At 61.0% G+C, this 19024-nt stretch carries 19 protein-coding genes; 18 read left to right on the plus strand and 1 reads right to left on the minus strand.

What is annotated here, in order from left to right; genetic code table 11:
- Window positions 1-23 precede the first annotated feature (23 nt).
- Window positions 24-248, minus strand: coding sequence for a hypothetical protein (locus tag LF252_RS07125; protein WP_226268885.1), 225 nt, complete (start codon window positions 246-248; stop codon window positions 24-26).
- Window positions 249-431: 183 nt separating this feature from the next.
- Here LF252_RS07125 and LF252_RS07130 point away from each other — a divergent pair, with 183 nt between their 5' ends.
- From LF252_RS07130 to LF252_RS07215, 18 genes are all read left to right on the plus strand, one after another.
- On the plus strand, window positions 432-2732 hold the full coding sequence (locus LF252_RS07130; protein ID WP_226268886.1) for an efflux RND transporter permease subunit: 2301 nt from the start codon (window positions 432-434) through the stop codon (window positions 2730-2732).
- A gap of 251 nt (window positions 2733-2983) precedes the next feature.
- On the plus strand, window positions 2984-3805 hold the full coding sequence (locus LF252_RS07135) for a phosphatase PAP2 family protein (RefSeq protein ID WP_226268887.1): 822 nt from the start codon (window positions 2984-2986) through the stop codon (window positions 3803-3805).
- Between the two features lie 24 nt (window positions 3806-3829).
- A complete protein-coding gene (locus tag LF252_RS07140) occupies window positions 3830-4585 on the plus strand; it encodes a COG4705 family protein (RefSeq protein WP_226268888.1) in 756 nt (251 codons plus the stop codon).
- A gap of 79 nt (window positions 4586-4664) precedes the next feature.
- Window positions 4665-5378 (plus strand): phosphatase PAP2 family protein, encoded by a 714-nt coding sequence (locus tag LF252_RS07145; protein WP_226268889.1) that lies wholly within the window; start codon window positions 4665-4667, stop codon window positions 5376-5378.
- 123 nt (window positions 5379-5501) lie between these two features.
- Window positions 5502-6185, plus strand: a complete 684-nt coding sequence (locus LF252_RS07150) for a response regulator transcription factor (RefSeq protein ID WP_226268890.1) — start codon at window positions 5502-5504, stop codon at window positions 6183-6185.
- A gap of 15 nt (window positions 6186-6200) precedes the next feature.
- A complete protein-coding gene (locus tag LF252_RS07155; RefSeq protein WP_226268891.1) occupies window positions 6201-7475 on the plus strand; it encodes a sensor histidine kinase in 1275 nt (424 codons plus the stop codon).
- A 229-nt stretch (window positions 7476-7704) separates the two neighbouring features.
- Window positions 7705-8307, plus strand: a complete 603-nt coding sequence (locus LF252_RS07160) for a hypothetical protein (RefSeq protein ID WP_226268892.1) — start codon at window positions 7705-7707, stop codon at window positions 8305-8307.
- A gap of 32 nt (window positions 8308-8339) precedes the next feature.
- Complete coding sequence (locus tag LF252_RS07165; protein ID WP_226268893.1) at window positions 8340-8690, plus strand: hypothetical protein; 351 nt, start codon at window positions 8340-8342, stop codon at window positions 8688-8690.
- 57 nt (window positions 8691-8747) lie between these two features.
- A complete protein-coding gene (locus LF252_RS07170) occupies window positions 8748-10148 on the plus strand; it encodes a hypothetical protein (RefSeq protein ID WP_226268894.1) in 1401 nt (466 codons plus the stop codon).
- Between the two features lie 3 nt (window positions 10149-10151).
- On the plus strand, window positions 10152-11741 hold the full coding sequence (locus LF252_RS07175; RefSeq protein WP_226268895.1) for a DUF5691 domain-containing protein: 1590 nt from the start codon (window positions 10152-10154) through the stop codon (window positions 11739-11741).
- Between the two features lie 278 nt (window positions 11742-12019).
- Entirely contained in the window at window positions 12020-13120 is a 1101-nt protein-coding gene (locus LF252_RS07180) for an ATP-binding protein (RefSeq protein WP_226268896.1), read from the plus strand.
- A 72-nt stretch (window positions 13121-13192) separates the two neighbouring features.
- On the plus strand, window positions 13193-13783 hold the full coding sequence (locus LF252_RS07185) for a hypothetical protein (protein ID WP_226268897.1): 591 nt from the start codon (window positions 13193-13195) through the stop codon (window positions 13781-13783).
- 6 nt (window positions 13784-13789) lie between these two features.
- On the plus strand, window positions 13790-14272 hold the full coding sequence (locus LF252_RS07190) for a hypothetical protein (protein WP_226268898.1): 483 nt from the start codon (window positions 13790-13792) through the stop codon (window positions 14270-14272).
- Window positions 14273-14322: 50 nt separating this feature from the next.
- A complete protein-coding gene (locus tag LF252_RS07195; protein WP_226268899.1) occupies window positions 14323-14772 on the plus strand; it encodes a hypothetical protein in 450 nt (149 codons plus the stop codon).
- A gap of 4 nt (window positions 14773-14776) precedes the next feature.
- Window positions 14777-17074 carry a DUF5682 family protein gene (locus LF252_RS07200; protein WP_226268900.1) on the plus strand — a complete coding sequence of 766 codons (2298 nt, stop codon included), beginning with the start codon at window positions 14777-14779 and terminating at the stop codon, window positions 17072-17074.
- A 193-nt stretch (window positions 17075-17267) separates the two neighbouring features.
- On the plus strand, window positions 17268-17834 hold the full coding sequence (locus LF252_RS07205; RefSeq protein ID WP_226268901.1) for a hypothetical protein: 567 nt from the start codon (window positions 17268-17270) through the stop codon (window positions 17832-17834).
- Between the two features lie 102 nt (window positions 17835-17936).
- Window positions 17937-18626 carry a 2'-5' RNA ligase family protein gene (locus LF252_RS07210; protein ID WP_226268902.1) on the plus strand — a complete coding sequence of 230 codons (690 nt, stop codon included), beginning with the start codon at window positions 17937-17939 and terminating at the stop codon, window positions 18624-18626.
- Between the two features lie 33 nt (window positions 18627-18659).
- Complete coding sequence (locus tag LF252_RS07215; RefSeq protein ID WP_226268903.1) at window positions 18660-19019, plus strand: Imm51 family immunity protein; 360 nt, start codon at window positions 18660-18662, stop codon at window positions 19017-19019.
- Window positions 19020-19024 lie beyond the last annotated feature (5 nt).

The raw sequence follows: 19024 nt of genomic DNA on the forward strand, positions 1-19024 counted from the left end.
TCGCTCACTTGAAATAACTTGCACTACAGCGACTTAACCGGGGCGGGCGTGGTGGCAGTAGTTTTGGCATCCTTCTTCATGCAGCAAGAGGGCGTGCCGGCAGTGGCGCCGGTTTTGGCGCACTTGGCGGCCATATCAGCGGTGCAGGCTTCTTTTTTCTTGCCTTTCTTGCTGGCATTGTGGCCCTCGTGGGCGGTGGCGGTGCCAGCAAAGGCGAATAGGCAGAGGGCGAGCAGGACGTTTTTCATGGGCAAAGACGGAGGAAATGAGGAAACAAAACCCCGAAAGCCGGGGTTGGCTTCTGGTTGCCCTAAAGTAACGCGGATTTGGTAGAAACCCGCGCCGGGGCGGCCCTAACTTTGCACGGGCTGTCCCGCGGCCTTTTTCCGTTCAACGATGCGCGCGGCCTCGGCGGCGCGGTACTGGTTTCTATGCCCCTTCGCAAACTTGCGCACCTCACGCTGCTGGCCCTCGGGCTGCTCACGGCTCTGGCCGTGTTCTTCGTGGTCCAGCTGCGGTTCAACTACAATTTCAACGACTTCTACCCCGCCGGCGACCCGGACCTGGATTATTACCAAGGGTACTCAGAGCGGTTTGGCAACGACAACGACTACGTGCTGCTCGGCCTGGAAGCGCCGGCCGGCCAGACGATATTTGCGCCCCGGTTTCTGCAGCGGGTTGATTCGCTGACGCGCTTCGTGCAGGGGCGGCGGCACGTCACGCAGGTATCGTCGCTTACCAACGCGGCCAACCCGGTAGTGGAGGGGCTGGGCGTGTTCAACGTGCCCTACGTGCATCCTCAGCAGCCCGCGCGCCGCACCCAGGATTCGGCGCTGGTGTTCCGGACGCCGGGGCTGGTGGGCAACCTGGTTTCCCGAGATGCGCGGGCCGTTGCCATCCTGTTCCAGACCTCGCCCAACCTCAGCAAGCCCCCCGGCGACTCGCTGCTGGCCGCTGTGCGCGGTGAATTACAGCGCCAGGGCTTTGCGGAGGAGCAGTACCATGTGGCCGGTAAGATGGTGGCCCAGTCGGTGTTTGTGGACCGGCTGCAGGTGGAGCTGGCCGTATTCATGAGCCTGTCGGTGGTGCTGGTGACGGGGCTCTTGTGGCTCACGTTCCAGACGTGGTGGGGTGTGGTGCTGCCGCTGGTGGTGGTGCTGGGGGCCATTGTGTGGGGTTTGGGTGTGATGTCGGCGTTTGGGGTGAGCATTGACCTGATGACGGCGCTGCTGCCGGTGATGCTGTTCGTGGTGGGCATGTCCGATACCATTCACATCATCACGCGCTACGTTACGGAGCTGGGTTACGGGGCCAGCAAGCGGGATTCCCTGCTCATTGCCCTCAAGGAATCGGGCTTCGGCTCGGGGTTGTCGGCGCTGACGACCAGCATCGGGTTCTTTACCCTCATGACCAGCACCATCCGGCCGATTTACAACTTTGGGCTGTTTACGGGCATTGCGGTGCTGCTCACGTTTGCCCTCAGCTTCACGCTGCTGCCGGCCATGCTGGTGCTGCTGCGCAAGCCCCAACTGCGCGTTCCGCGCCAGGAAGGCCACAGCTGGGACGGGGTGCTGGGCCGAATGTTCCGCACGGTGCTGGCCCGGCGGCACTGGGTGGTGGCCATCAGCGCCGTGGTGCTGGGGCTGTCGGTGGCTTCGGCCTCGCGCATCCGCATCAACTCGGCGCTGCTGGATGACTTGTCTAAAAACGACCCGGTAAAGCTGGATTTCCGGTTTTTCGAGCGGCAGTTTGCCGGTGTGCGGCCGCTTGAGCTGGACTTGAAGCCCGCCGCTGGCCGTACCATTTATGACCTGCAGGTGCTGCGCCAGACGGAGAAGATTGAGGGCTACTTGCAGCAGCAGTACGGCCTGAACTTCGTTGCCTCGCCGGTTACCATCATTAAATCGGTGCGCAAGGCCCTGAACGGCGGCCTGCTGACCGAGTACCGCCTGCCCGACTCGGAGGCCGAATTGCAGCGGCTGACGCGCAAGGTGAAGCTGTTCCGGAAGAAGCCGGAGTTCCGGGCCCTGGCCCTACCCGATGGCTCGGAAGGCCGCCTCACGGGTCGCATGCCCGACGTGGGTAGCATCCGGGCCGATGCTCTCAACGCCGGGTTGCGCCGCTTTCTGCGCACCTCCGTGGATAGCACCGTGCTGCGCACCCGGCTTACGGGCTCGGCCAACCTCATCGACAAGAACAATGAGAACCTCACGCTCAACATGATTACGGGCATGAGCATCGACATTGTGATGGTGACGCTGATTGTGCTGCTGCTGTTCCGCTCGGTGCGCATGACGCTGGTGGTCCTCATCCCCAACCTGGTGCCCATTCTGATTGTGGCGGGCGTGATGGGCGCGGCCGGCGTGAGCATGAAGGTGAGCACCAGCATCATCTTCACCATTGCCTTCGGCATTGCCGTGGACGATACCATCCACTTCATTTCGAAGCTGAAACTGGTGCTGCTCAAGGAGCCCAGCCTGTTCAAAGCCGTGCGCAAAACCTACCTGATGGCCGGCAAAGCCGTTATTGTCACCTCGCTGATTCTGGTGGGCGGATTCTCCACGCTTATCTTCTCTTCCTTCGACGGCACGTTCTACGTGGGGCTTTTAATTGGTCTGACCTTGCTATTTGGGGTGGTAGCCGAGCTGACCTTGCTGCCGATTCTGATTCTGTGGTTCTACCGGCACAAGCCCCGGGAAATCCGGCAGCCGGTGCCGCTGCTAGAGGCCTAACGTCAATTATGCGCGCACCGGCCGGTGCTGTTTACAGGGCAACCCAGCGCCTGAAAGGCGAATTTTGAGCAGGCTCACAAAACGGATTTGCTGCATAGTCCATTTGCTGAAATTGCCGTTTAAAGTGTCCGCCAAGCAAAAGTGCATTTTCTAGAAACCAGATTCGCTTCAGATTCTGCTGCTACTTTTGGCGCTTTCCTGCTCCGGCTATTGGACTAGGCAACTCCTTTTTACTACTTAGTTAGTACTGCATGTCACTTCTTTCCTATTTCCGAGCCGTGGCTGCGGCACTGCTGCTGGGGCTTACGCTGCCAGCGCAGGCCCAAATTCCCCAACCTACCGTACCCGCCATTTCCGCCGACTCGCTCCACAAGTTTGAGACTCCGGCGGTGCCCGCGCCGGTGGCCGCCAAACCCTGGTACAAGGGCAAGCTGGTGAAGGCCACCATAGTGCCGGCCGTGCTCATTGGCTACGGCGTGTATACCTTCAACGGGGGCGGATTCTACACCAACCAGCAGGCCAACCGTGACATTCATAAGCTCTTCCCAACCTACCGCACTTCCCTCGACAACATCCTCATCTTCGCGCCCTACGCCGAGCTGGGGCTGGTGGCGCTATCGGGCGTAGAGTCTCGGGACGACCGAATTAATACCCTGCTGGTGATTGGCAAGTCAGAGCTCTTTATGCTGGCCTCGGTGTTTGCCGTCAAGAACCTGACCCGTGAAACCCGCCCGGACGGCTCCGATAATCTGTCGTTTCCCTCGGGCCACACGGCGCAGGCCTTTCTGGCCGCCAGCATTGTGCACACGGAGTTTCGCCACAAAAGCCAGTGGTACGGCATTGGGGCCTACACTATTGCTACCAGCGTAGCGGCCCTGCGCATGATCAACAGCAAACACTGGCAGAGCGACGTGGTGGCCGGGGCCGGCTTCGGTATCCTCTCGGCCCACTTGGGCTACCTCACGCACCGCAACCGCTGGGGCCGCAAGCCCAACCTGGTGGGCCTGAATGTGGCCCCAGCCTATTTTGCCGGCGGCACTCCGGGCGTAACCATTAGCTGGCGCGCGCACTAATTACCCCGAGTTTTCCCGAGCCCGATGAACCCTGCCCTAAAAAAAATTCCGGAGGTTACGCTGCTGTTTTGGGTGATGAAGATTTGTGCCACCACGCTGGGCGAAACGGCCGGGGACCAGCTGGCCCAAACCATGAACATCGGCTATGCCGTTAGCTCTTTACTGCTGCTGGGCTTTTTTCTGATAACGCTGCTGGGGCAGTTGGCTGCCAGCCGCTACGTCCCCGTTCTGTACTGGGCCGTGATTCTGGCGACCAGTACGGCCGGCACTACGCTCTCCGATTACATGGACCGCACGCTCGGCCTGGGCTATGCCACCGGCTCGGCCATCTTGGCAACCCTGCTGCTCGTAGTGTTAGGGCTCTGGTGGGTGAGTGAAAAGTCATTATCAGTTACCCAGATCCGCAGCCGCAAAGCCGAGCTGTTCTACTGGACCGCCATCCTGGTTTCCAACACCTTGGGTACGGCCCTGGGCGATTATCTGGCCGACGACTCCGGGCTGGGCTTTGGCGGCGGCGCGTTGCTGCTGGGAAGCCTGCTGGCCCTGGTAACGCTGGCGTATTACTTTACCCGGCTGCCGCGGGTACTGCTGTTTTGGGTGGCCTTTGTCCTGACGCGCCCATTCGGGGCCACGTTCGGGGATTTGCTCACCAAATCCCCCGAAAAACACGGTCTGGGCTTCGGTACCAGCGGTTCTTCCCTGCTGCTGCTTGGTATTCTGGTGGTGCTGATTCTGGTTGACTCCCGCCAGCTGCGCCGCAGCCGGGAACTAGCCGGGTAGCAGGCCAAACGGCCGCTGCGCTGCCCCCAGATTCTATATAGCAGGCTGTTAGGCTACCCGGCATTCCCTGATTTTCACCATGACGTACTCCGCTCTGCTGGGCTATACCCGGTTGCTCTGGCGCAGGCATTACCGGCTGCTGCTAACGCTGGCCCTGGGCTTCGTTGTGCCTTGGTTTGTCTTTCTGAAGGTTGGGCAGGAGGTGTGGGAGGACAAGGGGTTTATGCTGGACCGGTTGATTCTGCAAGGGCTGCATCAGTTCGAAAGCCCCCGCGGCGACGCCTTGGCGGTGTGGCTGGCCCAGGCCGGTGGCACCCGCTGGACGCCCGCACTGGAAGCAGCCTTACTAGTGGGTTTGTTGCTGGCCCGCCAGCGCCGGGCCGCGCTGTTTTTTCTGGTAGCGGTGGGGGGAGCCGGCTTGCTGAACTTATTTGCCAAACTGCTGCTGGCGCGGGCCCGCCCTGCTTTCTGGGTATCTATTGCGCCGGAAACCTCCTACAGTTTTCCCAGCGGGCACGCAATGGCTGCCACCGCCCTGGCCCTGACGCTGGGCATCCTGCTCTGGCCTACCCGGGGCCGCTGGGTGGCCGTGGTAGTGGGGGCCGGCTGGGCCCTGCTCATGGGCTGGTCGCGCATGTACCTGGGGGTGCATTTTCCGTCCGATGTGCTGGCCGGCTGGGTGGGCTCCGTTGGCTGGGTATGGGGCGTGCATCTGCTGTTTTCCCGCATCGGGCTGGCCCTGCGTGGGCTGTGGGACGACACGCAATCCTACTGGTCTGTGCATCCCGGCTGAGCGTTCGGACGGAATATTTGGCCTGCTACGCTTCCGCAACTTGAGCACGGGAAGCCCATTCTTCAGAATGCGCTCAGAATTGACCACCTACTTTGCAGCCTGTTTTTCCCGTACACTGCCCCCATGAAGCTCCTACTGGTTGAAGATGAAGAAGCACTGCGGCTGACGCTGGTGGAAGCCCTGCGCCAGAGCGGGTACGTGGTGGAAGTAGCCGCTACCTTCGCCCAGGCCTACGAGAAAGTCCGGCTGTACCAGTATGACTGCGTACTGGTGGATTTGACCCTGCCCGATGGCGACGGCCTGGACATTGTGCGGACGCTGAAGGCGGAAGGCTCCACGGCCGGAGTATTGATTCTCACGGCCCGCGACGGACTGGACGACCGGGTGCGGGGTCTTGATCTTGGGGCCGATGATTATCTGACTAAACCCTTCCACCTCTCCGAGCTGAACGCCCGGGTACGGGCGCTGCTGCGCCGCCGCCAGTTTCAGGGCCAGCACCACATTGTGTTCCGCGACCTGCTGGCCTGGCCCGAACTGGCCGAAGTGTACGTGCGCGGGGAGCCGCTCGCCCTCACCCGCAAAGAATACGACCTGCTGCTCTACTTCCTGGCCAACCCGGGGCGGCTGCTGACCAAGGAGGCGGTAGCAGAACATCTGTGCGGCGACCAGATTGACGCGGCTGATTCCTTCGACTTCATTTATACCCACATGAAAAACCTGCGCAAAAAGCTGCAGGAGAAGGGCGCCGACGGCTACATCCGCACAATCTATGGCATTGGCTACAAGCTGGCCACCGAGCCGGCCTAATCTATTTCCCGCCGCATGAAGCTGCTCACGGCTACTACCCGCCACTACCTGGGCCTGACGGTGGGCCTGCTTGCCCTGGCCAGCATCCTGCTGTACGCTGGGTTTGGTTGGACGCTGCGGCATGAGGTGGATGAGCTACTTTATAACCGCCAGCTCCATATTCAGCAGCAGATTGCCCGCGGCCTGGCCCTGCCCGCCGCTCCCTTCGCCGACAACCTAGACCGTAGCCGACACCCTCGCACGCTGGGCTATTCTGATACCTTACTGCTCGACCCGGTAGAGCAACAACTGGTACCGCACCGCCAACTTACCTTCCGGCTGCAACCGGCAAGGGCGGCCAGTGCTCCGGAGTGGATAACCGTGCGCAAGTCGCTGGTAGAAACCGAGGAAGTACTGGCCGTGGTGGTGGGGGTACTGGGTAGTGTGCTGGTTCTGCTGTTGGGCGGCGTGGTGCTCCTGAACCGCTGGCTCTCCCAGCGTTTATGGTCGCCCTTCCGGCAAACGCTGGCCACATTGCGGGCGTATGATCTGCAGCAGCACCAAGCGCTAGCCTTGCCGGCTTCAGCCATCGACGAGTTTCGGGAGCTGAATCTGGCCCTGAACACGCTCAGCGAGCGGCTGGTGCGCGACTACGAAAGTCTGCGGCAATTTACTGAAAACGCGGCCCATGAAACCCAAACGCCGCTGGCCATCATTCAGGCGAAGCTGGAGCAGCTGCTGCAGGCCCCGGCCCTGCAGGAAGATGAGCACCTAATAACGGTGGTAGGCGATGCGCTGGGAGGAGTGCAGCGTCTCTCGCGCCTGCACCAAGCCCTAACGCTGCTCATACGCCTGGAAAACCAACAGTTTGCGCCTGCCCAAGCCGTTTCCGTTCAGTTGGAACAGTTGTTACGTGACCGGATTGCGCTGCTGGAACCCTTGCTTGAAGCCCGGCAAGTACAGCTAACCTGGCGCGTACACCCGCCTGTAGTACCGCTCACGATGCATATTGGCCTGGCGGATTCGCTGGTGCAGAACCTGCTGCACAACGCCATCAAGCACAACTACTCCGGCGGCCGGGTAGATGTACAGCTGGCTGGGCAAGTGCTCGAAATCAGCAATACCGGCCCGGCTGTTACAGGAGACCCGACGCAGTTTTTTGAGCGGTTTCGTAAGCAAAATGCCGCTTCCCCCTCTCCTGGCCTAGGGCTGAGCATCGTGCAACACATTTGTGCATACTACGGGTTCAGTATTTCCTACGTCTTCGATGCAACTAGAACACGTCATATTCTGCGTGTTCAATTTGTTTAAAGCCCATCTATTCCACTGCTGGCCAGTGTCGTATTAAAATTTTAGTGCGTTGCATGGAGTTCCGCCTTCCGATGCTGTCATGAATCTGAGAAGCCGTTTTGGCAGGTATACACGCCGTCGGCATCTGTAACGGCTGATAGACTTAACGAGTAGAATATTCGTTTCATAGGTTCAACACAGGCATAATTGCCCTTTTTACCACCTCAGCCCCTGTTTCGCTTTGATTTGCTTGCCCTTTTCGCGTCGCTTTAGCTTTCTGGTTCTATCTACAGGTTTAACGCTTGGCTCAGCCCTTGCCCAAACTCCGGCCGCTGCTCCTGCCACAACCCCCGACCCGCTGCCCCGCCTAATTCAGGAGCGCCAGCAGTTGGTGCAGGGATACGAGTCGGCCAATGCCCAGCGCAACGCTTTCCTGGCAAACAAGCCCAGCAAGAAGGATTTGCAGGAGGTGATTGACGCATTGAAAGGCATCATTCGCAAGGACACCGAAATAGTGCGGGCTGTGCAGGAAGGCACCCTGCGCAAAACGGCCGCTGTGGTGGCCGAAAACCAGCAAGCCCGCCAGCAGATAACGGTAGCCCAAACCGACCAGACCAGCACCCGGGAGCGGTTTCACGACCTGGAAAGCCAGATTGCCAACCTGCAGGAGCGGGACCGGCAGCGCGAGAAGAAGCTGCTGGACCTGCAAGGCACCGCCGACGAAGCCACCCAGGCCCGAACAAGCCGCGAGCTGCTGGCCGCCGCCTTGGCCGTACTGAGCGCGGGCCTGCTGTTCTACGTGCTGAAACTGCGTGGGCAGCGCAGCGTGGTGCCGGCAAAACGGCGGAAGTAATCACCCGCACTTCCTGTCATCCACCCTTACCCATGCTAATCCCCGTTGCCCAGTTCCTGACCTACGCTGAGGCGGTGGCGCTGTACAATCAGCTGAAGGATGTGGAGGTCGATGCCCTCGTAAAAACCTGCGGCCCGCCTTCGTTTCCCTTCGGTGAAGGCCGGTATTATCAACTGTTGATTGAGGAAGCCGACGTGCCACTGGCGCAGGCCACCGTGGAAGTGTTTGAGCAGCAGCGCACCACCCCGGAACCCCTCCGCTGCCCACGCTGCCGGGCCGAAGGAGCCGAGCCGGTAGCCCGGCTGGCGTGGTGGAAACGGCTGGTGTATGCGGGTACCAGCCTGCACAAATGCCCGCAGTGCGGCGCGGAATTTCCGGTCTGAACCCCTACTTTGCCCCGGTAACCGTCCCGCCCCGGCGGGCTCAACCGAGACACCGTTTTGACCTGGACCGAAGAACAGGCCCGCGCCCTCATCACCGACTCTGGCACGCTGAAACGGGGCCAGGAGCTGGCCGCTCCTGCCAAGTGGCAGAACCTGGGCCGCACCGAAACCGCCGCCTGGGGCGAGTGCAAAGGCAGCGGCAGCAAGCCCTACCAAACCGGCCTCGACCTCACCGAACCCGCCTTTAAGTGCAGCTGCCCCAGCCGCGTATTTCCGTGCAAACACGGGGCCGGTCTGCTCCTACTGCTGGCCCGCCAGCCCCAGCTGCTGAGTGGTACCATGCCCCCGCCCTGGTTGCAGGAGTGGCTCGATAAGCGCCAACAAACTCAGGAAAAGAAGGTCATCAAACCAACTAAAGCCGCCGGCACAAGTTCAGGGGAGCAACCATCCGAGGCTGCTTTACCGGAGAACGGGCCGGGGGCTGATGCTGCGGAGGCGGCCCGCCAGAAACGGGAAGCCCAACGCCTGGCTCGGATGCAGCGCGGGGCGCAGGAGCTGGAAACCTGGCTGGTAGATTGTATACGGGCCGGACTGGCTGCCACCGACCAGCAGCCCCGCTCCCACTGGGAAAACCAGGCCGCCCGCCTCGTGGACAACCAACTGCCCGGCCTGGCTACGGTGGTGCGCGAACTGCCCACCCTGCGCCACCAGGGCCCCGACTGGCCCGCCCGCCTACTGGCCCGGCTGGGCGAGCTGTACCTGCTAGTGCGCACGTTTCAACGCCTGCCCGAGCTACCGGAAGATGCCCGGCAGGAAGTGCTGCAGCTGGCGGGCGTGAATCTGAAAAAAGAAGATATCCAGGCCACCCAACCCGCCGTAGCCGACCAGTGGCGCGTGCTGAGCCAGACAACCACGGAAGAAGAACGGCTCACGGTGCGCCGCTCCTGGCTGTGGGGCCAGCAAACTGGGCGCTTTGCGCTGGTAGTGGAGTTTTCCTTCGGGGGGCAGCCGTTTGCCACGCCCCTGCTGCCCGATGGCCGCTTTGAGGGTGAATTGACATTTTACCCGGGGCTGCTGCCGCTACGGGCTATTCCCGGCCAGCTCACGTTTCGGGGTACTGTTCCGGCCACACAGGCCCCTACCGGTGGCAGTGGCCCTACTGAATTGCTCACCGGTTACGCCGCCGCCCTGAGCCGGCAGCCCTGGCTGCGCGAGTGGCCGGTACTGCTCGCGGGCGGAATCCCCTTGCCCGGCCCGGATGGTTGGACGCTGCTTTTTGCGGATGCGGCTCCGGCGGGCAACGGCCACACCCTCCGCCTGCTCTGCGACGACCTGTTTGGCTGGGAGCTGCGGGCTATCAGTGGTGGCCAGCCCGTGACCTTGTTCGGGGAGTGGACCGGGCAGGGCCTGCGCCCCCTGGTGGGCTGGAATGCCGTGGTTGAACTGCAAACTGTCTAGCCGATGTCAGAAAGCCCTTCTACCCTTGAAACCACACTGCGCCCGGCAGCCGACTGGCAACGGCTGCAGCGCGTAGCCCTGCTAGGCACCCGCCAAAGTCCCGACGAGCTACCCGCCGTGCCCGGCTTCACGCTGCCCCCGGAAACCACCGACCACCGCGAAAAGCAAGCCCTGCTCACGGCCGGTGTGCTGAGCGCCATCCGCAAAGCCGGCTACCAGCCACCAGCCACAGCAGCCCCCGAAACCACCGTAGCGCCCTCTGAAACGCAGGACTCACTGGGTCCCAACGGCACCCAACTGTTGCAACAGCTGCTGGAAGGCCAGTACCCCGAGCTGCTGCCGGAATTTCTGACGGCGCTGGCCGACAACCAGCGCCGGGCACCGCACCAGCTGCTGGTAAAGCTCCTGGAATACGCCCGTACCCGCCCTCAGCTGCACCGGCCCGCTGCCCTGGTGCTGGGCCAGCGCGGGGCGTGGCTAGCCGCTCAAAACCCGGCCTGGCAGGCTATGCTGGCGGCGTCGGAACAGGCTACTGAGGAAACGGCCTGGGAAACCGGCACCATCGGGCAACGGGCGCTGTACCTGGAAGCCCTGCGCCGCCGGGACCCCACCCATGCCCGCGAACTGCTAGCCGCCGTGCTACCCCAGGAACCGGCCAAGCACCAGGCTCAGCTGTTGGACACGCTGCAGGAACGGCTTTCCGGCGAAGATGAAGCCCTGCTCACCCAATACTTGGCGGCTAAGAGCAAGGAAGTGCGCCAAACCGTGCTGCCGCTGCTGGTGCGCCTGCCCGGCAGTCCGCTACTGGAACGACTGTGGCAACGTGCCGAGCCCCTGGTGCGGCTGAAGCGCAACCTGCTCAGTAAAAAGCTGCTGGTAGAGCTGCCCGCCACCGACTGGGACAAAACCTGGCTGCTGGATGGCATTGAGCAGAAGGACAGCCGGTTTCAGGGCGAAAAAGCGGGTGTATTGGGTCAGCTCCTGGCCCTGCTGCCGCCCGCCCGCTGGGCCGAGACCTGGCAACTTTCACCGGCCAAGAGCATAGAACTGGCCGCCGAGACGGAGTGGTCGGACTTGCTGCTGGTGGCCTGGACTGAGGCGGCAGTATTGCACCAGGACGCGGCGTGGGCCGGGGCGTTGCTGGAGTGGCTGCACGCTCAGCCGCGCAAAAAAGCCCCCGCCTTGCCCGTTACCCGGCTGGCGGCCGTGCTGCCCCCGGCCCGGCTTACTGAGTTGGTATTACCGCTACTCAACGCCACCCCGCACTTCTCCACCGATGCTCCTTGGCAGCAGCTACTGCAGCTGGTGCCCCCGCCCTGGCCCGAGGCCCTCACGCGCCGGGTAGTGGAGCTGCTGCGCCGGGCCCTGCGCCAGCCTACTGATCTCTACCGCATTCAGTACGCGGCCTCCCAGTTGCTGGAGCACATGGCCCGCGTGGTGCCAGCCACGCAGTACAGCCTTTGCGCCGAGCCGCTGCAGCCCCTGCTGCAGGACGTACCCTACCTGCACAACAGCCTCGCCCGCCTGCTCAATACCCTGCATTTCCGCCAGCAACTGCAAGAAGCCCTGCACGAGCCGCCTGGTTTTGGCTAAGACAGAACATAGCTCCCCTCTTTGGATAAGCAGGAGTTGGGGGTGGTTGATCAATCGTTGAACAACCCTACGCAAACACCCATCACGTCATGCTGAGCTTGCCGAAGCATCTCTACCTCTGACTACCTCAATCGTGCAAATGAAGCAGTAGAGATGCTTCGGCTGCGCTCAGCATGACGAACTACTAATCGTTCTGCCAGCATCAACCACCCCTAACCCCTCCTCAGCTGAGGAGGGGAACTAGCTCTAGCCTCTAACTTCTAACTCTCCTTTCCTCTATGTCCACTACTCCCGCCACCACCGTTCTGCGTCCGCACGCCGAGGATGTATACGCCGAAGAACTGGCCGCCCTGCGTGCCGCCGACCACGACCGGCCCAAGCCCCCGAACTGGCACCTCTCACCCTGGGCAACCGTCACGTATCTGCTGGGTGGCAAGCTGGATAACGGCTTCGAAATCGAGCCCAAGTACATCGGGCAGCGGCGGCTGATGGAAATTGCCGTGGCTACCCTAGCTACCGACCGGGCTTTGCTGCTGCTGGGCGTGCCGGGCACGGCCAAAAGCTGGGTTTCCGAGCACCTGACGGCGGCCATCAGCGGCCGCTCAGACTTGCTGGTGCAGGGCACGGCGGGCACCTCCGAGGATGCCATTCGGTACTCCTGGAACTACGCCCGCCTCATTGCCGAAGGCCCTTCCCGAAGTGCGCTGGTGCCCTCGCCCCTGTTCAAAGGCATGCAGGAAGGCCGCCTCGTGCGCCTCGAAGAGCTCACCCGCATCCCCTCCGACGTGCAGGACACGCTCATCACCATGCTCTCGGAGAAAGTGTTGCCCATCCCCGAGCTGTCCACGGAGGTACAGGCCACCAGTGGCTTCAACGTCATTGCCACCGCCAATGACCGGGACAAGGGCGTGAACGAGCTGAGCAGCGCCCTGCGCCGCCGCTTCAACACGGTGGTACTGCCGTTGCCTAACTCGGCCGAGGAGGAAGTGCGCATTGTGCAGACGCGGGTGGAAAAGCAGGGTAAGGCGCTGCAGCTGCCCGCCGAAGCCCCGGCCCTGGAGCAAATCAGCCGCCTCGTCACCATCTTCCGGGAGTTGCGCTCGGGCGTGACGGAAAACGGCAAAACCAAGCTCAAAAGCCCCAGCGGTACCCTCAGCACCGGCGAGGCTATTTCGGTGATGAACAGCGGCCTGGCCCTGGCCGCCTACTTCGGCGACGGCAGCCTGCGCGCCCACGACCTGGCCGCCGGCCTCACCGGCGCCGTGGTGAAAGACCCCGTGCAGGACCGCACCGTCTGGCTGGAATACCTCGAAACCGTAGTGAAAGAGCGTGACGGCTGGAAAGACCTGTACCGCGCCTGCCGGGAAGTGGTGGAGTAATGTATAGCCATACCCCGAACATCATCCGGAGCGGAGCATCTTATTCAACCTTTTATTTTCTGTTTTCACTAAATGCAATTTCTGCGCACGAATAAGAATCTTATCCCAGTGCTGCTTATGGCTGCGCTTAGTATCTGCACTATTCTCACTGTTCTATTTGTGCCAGTGTACCAGGATGGGGAAGCGTACCAGCGGGCTTTCACGCTTGCCCATTATGGTGCCTTTGTGGCTGTAGTGCTGAATCTTCTAGCCTATTTTCTTCGCCGCCCATTTTTCAAACCGTTGCTTTTGCTGACGTTGGGACTCACCCTGCTCAGCATTATCAACTTTTTACCGGATGATTTTCGGTTCAATTTCGGTTTTGGCGACGTCGGAGTGGGATTCTCAATTCTGGGGCTGGTCTTAGTGGTGCTGTATTATTTCATGAATAAGCCGACCGCTCATGCCTTTGTCAACCAGCACATTATTCCTACGCCAACACCCGAACAAGCGGCCCGCCGCCGCAGGCAACGCATCGACCAGTTCAAAAACACTTTCGCCAAGAAGTCGGATGAAAGCCTACGACTAATGCTTCAGGAGAAGAAAGTGCTGCCGGATGCTTTAACGGCCGCGCGGGAGTTGCTGCAGGAGCGGCAGGCTTCCACTACAAGCACAAGTAATTAGGTTCCTATGTCAGATAAACAGCCTGAATCCTATTGGACAGCGGTTGGCAATATTATTCGGGAACGGCCTTACGGGCCGGACGGCGCTGAAACTCGCTACGGGACAAAGCATTTTGCACCGGGTGCTAAAGTATACATCATTGACTGGTATCCGGGCATGTGTGAAAGCATCGTGGTAGTAGGCCAACACCGCAAATCTAAACGCTTGATAACGCTGTCACTTGACGTTCGGCTGGTGGAAAACCTCCGTGCTAAAGTCTGTTATAACCCTACGGTAATTGCCAAGTTCAAGGAACATTACTCTCCAAAGGCGCACTATAACGCGGGCCCCATTAACGCCCTAACCAAGGAGTTGGCGGAAACGATGTGCCGAGCAATTCCACAATGGCAACGGAACTACAAAACGAAGTCTAGAGCAAGTGTGGCTCTTACTGATGAAACTACTCCAACTATCTCATTCTTGGTTTGGCTTCAGAAGTTGTTCCGCTGATTTTTGGGATATAAGTTCTAGTCAAGCTGCTCCATTAACTTCCTTTCGTAATGTCACAATCCCATCCCAATTATACGGACCTAGGGTTCTCAAGCCGCATGAGCCCCGCCTTGCGCAGCTTAGTGGAGCAGCAGTTGCTTACTGACTTAGCTTACTACGGAGTTGATCAGACAGGGCTAAAATTTGATTGGTCAGAAAGCTGCATTGAAGGCCATTTAGAGAATTATTTGGACAGCAGTCTGGAAAACTACTCTGGTATTGCTGTGTACAGTTCAGATAACAAGTGTGTAGCTGATGGGTGGATGGAGTTCATTGTGGCGGGTGAGTTCTTTCTGGTTTTTTGGGACTATTTGACTGTTCGGGAAAACGGCCGGCAGATCTTTGACAAAAGCCAGCCTGGCATTCCTGACCATGTATGGCAACAGATTCCAGAGGATATCCGCGGCAGCTACCAAACAGACCGAATGAAACGGCCGCCCTTCAATCAGCCTGCTCTTTAACCCCATGCCCACCGACCTCCGCCTTTTCGGTATTCGCCACCACGGGCCCGGCAGCGCCGCCAGCCTCGTGCACGCCCTCGACGCCTACCAGCCCGATATGGTACTGCTGGAGTGCCCCGCCGATGCCGAAGCGGCGCTAGCGGCGGCCACGCACCCCGAGATGGTGCCGCCGGTGGCTTTACTCGTGTACAACCCCAAGCAGCACCAGCAGGCCTCGTTTCTGCCCTTCGCCGAGTTTTCGCCGGAGTGGCAGGCCATCCAGTGGTGCCACCGCCACGGCGCGCACCTGCGCTGCTTTGATTTGCCGGCGAGCATGCGTTTTGCCCAGGAGCTAGTGGCGGAAATACCGGCGGTAGTAGCCCCCAGTGAGTCCCTTGCAGCGGAAGTTCCCTTTGAAGCTCAGCTGCCGGAGCCAGAAGCCGAACCGCTCGATACCCCGGAACCAGCTGAACCGCCTCTACCCTCGCCCAAAGCCGACCCGATTTCCTACCTGGCCGAGCTGGACGGGTACACCGACGGGGAGCGGTGGTGGGAGCTGCGCCTGGAACACGCCCCCGGCCACATCGACACCTTCACGGTGGTGCTGGACATGATGACGGCCCTGCGCGAGGAGCTGAACCAACCCGAGACTGAGGAAACCCTATTGCGCGAGGCCTTTATGCGCGAAACCCTGCGTGCTACGTTGCAGCAGGGCTACCAGCGCGTGGCCGTGGTGTGCGGGGCCTGGCACGCGCCGGTACTGCGGCCCGAGCTGCTCAAGAAAGAAGACAAAGCCCGCCTCAAGGGCCTGAAGAAAGTCGCTACTGCCGCCACCTGGATTCCGTGGACGTTTGAGCGGCTGTCCTACGCCTCGGGCTACGGGGCGGGCATCTTGTCGCCGGCCTGGTACGAGCTGCTATTTACCACGCCCCGGGCCGAAGTGGTGACGCACTGGATGGTACGCGCCGCCCGCCTGCTGCGCACCCGCGACCTGGACGCCTCCGCCGCCCACGCCATTGAGGGCGTGCGCCTGGCCGAAACCCTGGCCGTGGTGCGCGGCCGGGAGCTGCCCGGCATCGAAGAGCTGCAGGAAGCCGCCGTGGCTATTCTGGGCGGGGGCTACGCCGAAGCCCTGGACCTGGTGCAGCGGGAGCTGGTGATTGGGGAGCGGCTGGGCGCAGTGCCGCCCGAACAGCCCGCCACGCCCCTGCAGCAGGATTTGCAGCTCCAGCAGAAAACTACCCGCCTCAAGCCCGAAGCCACCGCCAAAACCCTCGACCTGGATTTGCGCAAGGAACTGGACCTGAGCCGCAGCCACCTGCTGCACCGCCTGCGCCTGCTGGATATCCGCTGGGGCGAACCGCGCCGAGCTCAGGGCAAGGCTGGCACCTTCCACGAGCTGTGGGAATTGCAATGGCAGCCCGAATATGCCCTCAACGTGCTGGATGCCGGCCGCCTGGGTAATACCGTGCTGGCCGCCGCTGCCGCCAAAGCCGCCGCCCGCGCCGCCGAGGCCCCCGACCTGGAAGCCGTGAGCAAGCTCTTGGAAGAAGCCCTGCAGGCTGACCTGGGCCCGGCCATTGGGGCGCTGGTGGCGCGGCTCGAAACCCTCTCGGCCGGCACCCGCGACGTAACCCACCTGCTGGCCGCCCTGCCCCCGCTGGTGAACGTGCTGCGCTATGGCAACGTGCGCCGCACCGAAACCGCTCAGGTGTCCACCGTGGTGCACCATTTGGTGCCGCGCCTATGCATCGGGCTGCCCCAGGCCTGCACCGGCCTCGACTACGACGGCGCCCGCCAGCTACTGCCCCGACTCGAAGGCACCCACCAGGCTATCCGGCTGCTGCAGGACGACGCCCAGGAAGCCGACTGGTACGCGGCTCTGGCCGTGGTGCTGCGCAATCCGGCGTCCTCAGGGCTACTGGCCGGAGCCGCCGGGCGGTTGCTGTTCGATGCCCACCAGCTGGCCCCGGACGAAGCCGCCACGGCCCTCGGCCTGGCCCTGGCCCCCGCTCAGCCCACCGACTACGCCACCGCCTGGATTGAGGGTTTCCTCAGCGGCAGCGGGTTGCTCCTGCTTCACCACCGCCCCTTATTCGATTTGCTCAACAACTGGCTCGGGGAACTGCCCGAAGACACGTTCCGCGAAATTGTACCCTTACTGCGCCGCGCCTTCACCGATTTCAGCCTCCCAGAACGTCGCCAACTGCTAGATCTGTCCAAGCAAGGCCACCAACCGGCAGTGGCAGCCGTGGAGGAAGATTTCGACCTGGAACGCGGCCTACTGGTGCTGCCGGGGCTGCGGGAGCTGCTGGGCTATTGACCCATCATAGCACGATGTAGAGACTCAATACTTTGCGTCTCGTCGTTGAACGACCGGCTTCGCGCAGATCAAACAACCTCAGCAACGACGAGACGCAAGATGTTGCGTCTCTATACGGGTCATAATCCGATAACACTATTTCCACCGGACCAGCAACCCATCCACAAAACCGCTCTGTTCTAATCAAACCAACGTGCTGCATTTCTTACGAAACTTCTTTGCTTCAAAGCGCCCAGAGGCCATTCAGCAACTAGAGGCGCAACTCAAAAGAGTGTCTATAAAGGGCCGAATGGCTTACTGCATCACCTGTCTGGAAAACGTGTTGGCATGCAAGCAACTGCAGGAGCCTGCGCTTGATAAGCTCCTGCAGTGTCTCTGGGACTTTACCAGCAACCCCGACCTGAGCGACTGGGAGAAAAAAATCATGGATTTCTCGCCGGAAAGTATCTTAGAGGAGCCATTGGAAGAGTGTTCCTATTTGACGCTTTCCGAAGCTCAACACCTACGGACAGTTTACATGAGCCTCTCAAAGAGCCTGCTCATCTGCATAGATGATACTATCGAGGTCGGGAGGGGCAATTTGTACGGAGGTACGAGCGGGTATAGTCCCCACAGCTTGATACCAGCCATGCAGGTGGTCAGGTACATGGTTGCGCACACTTATCCGCTGCCGCCAATGGAGAATTTTCTCCGTTCTCCCTTCACAGAGGAGGATCAGCATGGCTGGGGAAAACGTGTTGACAGAAGCTACTTTCAGTAGGCCAATATCAAGACCATTACAGGAGCCAGATGCCACGACTATTTGCTCAGAGGGACGGAGTTGTTTGAGCCATTAAATTTTCCCAGCTCCAAAACTCGCCCTATGGACCTGCAAGAACACTACACGGCCATGCGGGATGCGACGGTGCACCGGCTGCTGCACGACGGCGCCGACCCGGATCCGCTGCTTCACTCCCCGCAGGATACCCGCCGGGGCATCACGCTGCTGGCCCGGCCGCCAGCGGCTGTTACCGCGGCTATTGAAGCTATTCTGGCTGATTTCCGGAGCATCGAGCCGGCGCAGTATTATTATCCGGCCTCTGATATTCACCTTACTATTCTCTCCATCATTTCCTGCTACGCCGGTTTCACGCTCGGCCAGATTGACCCCGTCGCCTACCGCCAGGCAGTGCAGCAGATTGCGCGGCTGGTGCGGCCGTTTCGCATCCGCTACGAAGGTTTCACGGCTTCGCCCGGCGGTATTATGGTGCAGGGCTTTCCGGAAGATGACGGACTGGAGAATCTGCGTGATGTCACCCGGGAGTTTTTCCGTAATTCCAGCCTGCAGCAGTCCATTGATACCCGCTACAGTATTCACACGGCTCATTCTACGGTTATCCGTTTCACGGAGCCCCTCGCCGATGCGCCGGCGCTGGTTGCCAGGCTGGCCCAGTACCAAGGGCTGTACATCGGCACATTTGAGGTGCAGGAGGTAGAGCTGGTGTACAACGACTGGTACCAGCGCGCCCGTAACACGGTGCTGCTGGAAAAGTACCCGCTTGGCCGCAGCTAACTACCTTGCTGGCTCATTCTGCCCGTTTTGCCTATGTCTACCACTTACCCTTTCCACGTCGCCGATTTAGCGGAGAAGGCCGAGCCCGGCCGCCAGGAGCGCATTGTGGTCAACCTCACTAACCTGGAGGAGTATTACAACGTGTTTGAGAAGTACGGCTTCAGCGGCAGCGGAGCCAGTTGGGCCGAGCACATTGAAACCATTCTGGAAGAGCACGCTCCGGCCCTACTGGACCACGTGGAGCTGGCCGGCCAGGGCGACATCTTTCTGGCCTTCACCGATGGGCCCGCCGCTACCGAGCAGTTCCTGGCCCTCATCCAACCCATTTTCGGCGACTTAGGTAGCCTCAACAAGTACCTCAGCCAAGCCGACCCCGGCGACTTTTTCGAGTAGTGTTG

The organism is Hymenobacter pini (assembly GCF_020421205.1).
In the GTDB taxonomy this organism is placed as follows: domain Bacteria; phylum Bacteroidota; class Bacteroidia; order Cytophagales; family Hymenobacteraceae; genus Hymenobacter; species Hymenobacter pini.